General features: G+C 57.0%; 5 protein-coding genes. All 5 read left to right on the top strand.

Annotated elements, in window-relative coordinates:
- Positions 1 to 542, top strand: a 542-nt coding sequence (locus ACPLUI_RS11050) for a cobalamin biosynthesis protein CobD/CbiB (protein ID WP_424660320.1), incomplete at its 5' end; no start/stop codon positions are given.
- Positions 543 to 664: 122 nt separating this feature from the next.
- Entirely contained in the window at positions 665 to 2,062 is a 1,398-nt protein-coding gene (locus ACPLUI_RS11045) for a cobyrinate a,c-diamide synthase (RefSeq protein ID WP_424660319.1), read from the top strand.
- A complete protein-coding gene (cobS, locus tag ACPLUI_RS11040; RefSeq protein ID WP_424660318.1) occupies positions 2,059 to 2,814 on the top strand; it encodes an adenosylcobinamide-GDP ribazoletransferase in 756 nt (251 codons plus the stop codon). Before ACPLUI_RS11045 ends, cobS begins: the two co-directional genes overlap by 4 nt.
- Positions 2,815 to 2,828: 14 nt before the next feature.
- Complete coding sequence (gene cobD / locus ACPLUI_RS11035; RefSeq protein WP_424660317.1) at positions 2,829 to 3,968, top strand: threonine-phosphate decarboxylase CobD; 1,140 nt, start codon at positions 2,829 to 2,831, stop codon at positions 3,966 to 3,968.
- A 157-nt stretch (positions 3,969 to 4,125) separates the two neighbouring features.
- Positions 4,126 to 4,749 (top strand): alpha-ribazole phosphatase, encoded by a 624-nt coding sequence (cobC, locus tag ACPLUI_RS11030; RefSeq protein WP_424660316.1) that lies wholly within the window; start codon positions 4,126 to 4,128, stop codon positions 4,747 to 4,749.
- Positions 4,750 to 4,793 lie beyond the last annotated feature (44 nt).

Here is a 4,793-nt window from a genome sequence, read left to right as displayed (position 1 = left end):
GGGAAGTGGCCCGGGCGTCGGTGGAAACGGTGGCTGAGAACATTGTCGATGGCTTTGTATCCCCCCTCTTTTACGCACTGATTGGCGGGGCCCCCCTGGCCATGGCCTACCGGGCGGTGAATACCCTTGACTCCATGGTGGGCTACCGCAACGACCTGTACCGGGACCTGGGTTGGGCGCCGGCCCGCCTGGACGACGTGGCCAATTATATCCCGGCCCGCTGGGCGGGGCTCTTACTGGTGGCCGCGGCCTGGCTCTCCGGACGCAGGGCTAAAGAGGCGTGGCAGGCCATAAAAAAAGATGCCCGGAGTCACCCCAGCCCCAACAGCGGTATTCCCGAGGCGGCTGTGGCCGGCGCTCTGGGGATACGACTGGGGGGAATGAACTACTATGGCGGGGTTCCCTCTTTCCGGGCCTACTTAAACGAATCCGGTCAACCGCCGCAGGTCGAACATATCAGGCAGGCGGTGGACATGCTCTACCTTACCGCCGTCCTGGCGGTATTGAGCGGTTTGGTGGTGAAGCTGGCCTTTTTCTCCTGAAAAACGGCGTTGCCTGGGTAAGCGACTTTGCGTAGCCGGAGCTATCGGTACGGAGCAGCAGGGGTGAGTGCAGGAACACCCGTTGTGGAAATGTGCAGTTACAAGCAAGGAGGCAGGCTCTTTTGAACATACCGCGCCTTTTAATTGCCGCCACCCACAGTGGTGCCGGTAAAACCACCCTGGCTACAGCCCTCATGGCTGCCTTTACCAGAGCGGGTTTTACTGTCCAGCCGTTCAAGGTGGGCCCTGATTATATTGATCCCGGTTATCATACTGCGGCTACCGGACGGATTTCCCGCAACCTGGATACCTTCTTTCTGGGGGCGTCCGGAGTACGTGAGGTGTTCGCCCGCGCTGCTTCCGGGGCGGACCTCTGTATAATTGAAGGGGTTATGGGTCTTTACGACGGTAAGGGGGCTACGGAGCGGGGTAGCTCGGCGGAGGTGGCTAAAACTCTCGAGGCACCGGTTGTGCTGGTGGTGGATGTCCGGTCCATGTCGCGCAGTGCGGCCGCCCTGGTCCTGGGCTACCGGCTTTTTGATCCCCGTGTTCGCCTGGCCGGGGTTCTGCTGAACAGGGTGGGCAGTGCCCGGCATTATGCCATGCTGAAGGAGGCCATTGAAAATCAGGCGGGTGTCCCCGTGCTGGGCTGGGTGGGCCGGCGTCAGGAGATATCCCTCCCTCACAGGCACCTGGGTCTGTTGCCGGCAGTGGAGAAGAACGAACTCTTAGACCATCTCGAGCAGCTTGTAGCGGTCCTTGAAGAAGGGGTGGACCTTTTCCGCCTGCTGGAGATAGCCCGGCAGGCACCGCCGCTTGCCGAAATCCCCGGGAAGATCTTTCCGGCCACACCCCTCCCCCCCAGGGTGCGCCTGGGGGTGGTAAAGGACGCCGCCTTTAATTTTTACTACCAGGATGGGCTGGATCTCCTGAGCGCCCTGGGGGCGGAGATCGTGTTTATCAGCGCTCTTTCCGATCCGGCCCTGCCACCGGACATTGATGGCCTTTACATTGGCGGTGGTTTTCCAGAGATGTTTTTAAAAAACCTGGCGGCCAATAAAGGTTTTCTTGAGAGTCTGCGCCGGGCCTTTCAGCAGGGTATGCCCGTATATGCTGAATGCGGCGGGTTGATGTATCTCTGCCGGGTTATCTGTGATTTCGAGGGCAGGGAGTATTCCATGGTGGGCTTGTTACCGGGAATTTGTCGCATGCATGCCCGTCGTATAGCTCTGGGATATTGTGAAGCCCGGGTACTTGCTGATAATATCCTGGCTCCTGCCGGAACCAGGCTGGTGGGCCACGAATTTCACTATTCCTCGATAGAAGGTATCCCCCCGGATTTCAGGCGGGCATACGTGCTCTACCGGGGAGGGGAAAAAGAAGGGTTGCCGGATGGCTACGTAAGTGGCAACTTGCTGGCCTCCTACCTGCACCTGCACTTTGCCGCCTGTCCGGATGTCGCCCGCCGGTTCATTGACCGCTGCGAACACTATAAAAGGCAAAGAAGAGTGGTGGGATGATGCTGAAAACCATGGCTATGTCCCTGCAATTCTTGACCCGCTTTTACGTTTACCGGGGTGAATTCGATGAGCGTGCCTACGGGCGGGCCCCATTGTTTTTCCCGCTTGTAGGCCTCTTCCTGGGCGCAGCCTGGGCGGTGCTTTATCTACTCCTGTACCGTTTTTTTGCGCCGGCAGTTACCGCTGCTCTTCTGGTGCTGGGCATGGTTGTTTTTACCGGGGGGCTACACCTGGACGGTTTTATGGATACCATGGACGGTATTTTCAGCGGCCGGCCAAGAGAGAAAATGCTGGAAATTATGCGGGACAGCCGGGTGGGTGCCTTTGGCGTGCTGGGCCTGGCATGTTTATTGCTATTGAAGTTTGCGCTGCTTTTAAGCCTACCCCGGGAGGTTCTACCCCGCCTGCTTTTAATTATCCCGGCCCTCAGCCGATGGGGGATGGTCTACGCTATCGCCCGCTTTCCCTATGCCCGGCCGCAGGGTCTCGGCCTTTTGCAGGTCCGCCATACCCGGGGGCGGGAGCTGGCTGTAGCCTCCCTTTTTGCCCTGGGGGCTGGTGTCCTGGGAGGGCCTCTGGGTCTGGTTATGCTGGTCTTTTCTTTCGTGGTGGTTCACCTGCTTGGTAGATATCTCACCTGGAAGTTAGGGGGGCTCACCGGAGATACTTATGGAGCTATCAATGAAATTCTGGAGGTTTTTTTACTGCTGATAGCATATCCTTTGCTTAATTACCTTCCAGTCACTTTATGATAAGAGGGGTGCAAATGATGAGCCTCGATGATAAAATAGAAAGAGATTACCAGTCCATACCCCCCCATGGTGGGAACCTGGTACGGGCGGCCATGGAATATGGGCTTGCACCACAGGACTTTTTAGATTTCAGTGCCAACATCAATCCTCTTGGTCCCAGCCCGTCAGTGGTGGAAGCCATTAAGGATAACCTGTGGCAAATCTGCCATTACCCGGATCCTGACTGCCGGAGTTTAAAAAGTGCCCTGGCAGAGCACCTCGGCGTTGATGGCCGGTACCTGCTGGTGGGGAACGGTGTCAGCGAGTTAATCTATCTGCTGGCCCGTGTTTTTTCCTTCCGCCGGGCGCTTATCCCTGCTCCTACCTTTAGTGAATACGCTCAAGCCGTGAAGGCTGCGGGAGGAGAGGTTAGTTACGTCTTTATGGACTCATCCCTGGACTTTCCTTTCCCCCTGGATGATGTATTGAGGCGAATACCGGTTGTGGACGTTATTTTTTTATGCAACCCCAACAATCCCACCGGGGGGCTGATTTCGCACCGCGAACTCCAACTTTTGCTGGAAGCGGCGGCCGCGTATCAGGTTATGGTGATTGTTGATGAGGCTTTTATGGACTTTGTACCCGATCCGCAGTCTTATTCACTGCTTTCCCTGGCCGGCCGGCACCAAAATCTGGTTCTGCTTTATTCTTTAACCAAGATTCTGGCCATTCCAGGTTTGCGTCTGGGGGTGCTCGCAGCACGTCCTGATATCGTTGGTGCTCTTGGCGGATCCAGAGACCCCTGGAGCGTAAATGCCCTCGCCCAGGTGGCGGGAGTGGCCGGGCTGAAGGACAGGGAATATATCAAAGCCACCCGGGAGATGGTCACCCGGGAGCGTGAGTTCCTGTTCCGGGAACTTTCTTCTCTGCCCGGCCTGCGTCCTCTACCCGGCGCAGCCAACTTCATCCTGGTAGATATAAGTGGTACTCAATATGCAGCTGGGGAACTGGTCCGTCGGCTTGGGTACCGGGGTGTCCTTGTGCGCAACTGCGCTAATTTCCCCGGTCTGTCGGAAGGGTACATTCGCGTTGCTGTGAAAAGGCGTGAGGATAATTTGCGCCTCCTGGAAGCATTGCGTGAGGTGCTCGGGGGTACGTCGCACCAACAGAAATAAAAGGGCGGGGGGGGGTCGCTCCTTAAGGACTGGCTGCGCCGGCACTACCAGGGGTTCCGGGATGGTCCGGTGCTTTGTTCGGGCCGTAGTACGGAGCACTGGAGGGGTAACTGTCGTTGCGGTTGGTCGGGTGACAGTATTCAGGGGAGAGAAAGCAATGAGCTGTCGTATTTATCTGGTCAGACACGGTGAAACAATCTGGAACGCACAATTCAGATTCCAGGGTCACAGTGATATCGCCCTTTCCCCGCGCGGCCTCGAGCAGGCCCGGGCCTTGGCCGCGCGTCTGAGTGGGGAAAGTTTTACTGCTTTTTACTCCAGCGACCTTCAGCGGGCTTTGGATACGGCTCGCATTCTGGCGGAGCCCCACGGGTTGCCTGTCGTCACACTGAAGGCTCTGCGGGAAATTAATTTTGGCGTCTGGGAAGGGTTGACGGTGGCGGAAATTCAAAACAGCTATGCACGGGAGCTTCAAGAATGGTGGCAAAATCCTCTGCATACACGCATTCCCGGGGGTGAAACCCTGGCTGAAGTTGCGGACAGGGTGACCGGCGGGGTGAGGGAAATAGTGGAAAGGCACTCTGACGGTCAGGTAGTGGTTGTCTGCCATGGAGGTTGTATCCGGACGCTGGTGGGATCGGTTTTGGGGATGGATCTGAATCAATACTGGCGCCTGGGAGTGAATAATGCCTGCCTTTCCATCCTGGAGTTCTATTCCTGGGAGAAAGGGATATTGACACTCTTTAATGATTGCAGTCACCTGGAAAAGGGGGAACTTTAGTTGACCCTTCCTGGAAATCCCTTTTCCCGGCGCCTGGGTGTTTC

The organism is Desulfofundulus sp., assembly GCF_049701015.1.
Taxonomy (GTDB): Bacteria; Bacillota; Desulfotomaculia; order Desulfotomaculales; family Desulfovirgulaceae; genus Desulfofundulus.
This window is presented reverse-complemented; position numbering and strand designations above follow the sequence as displayed.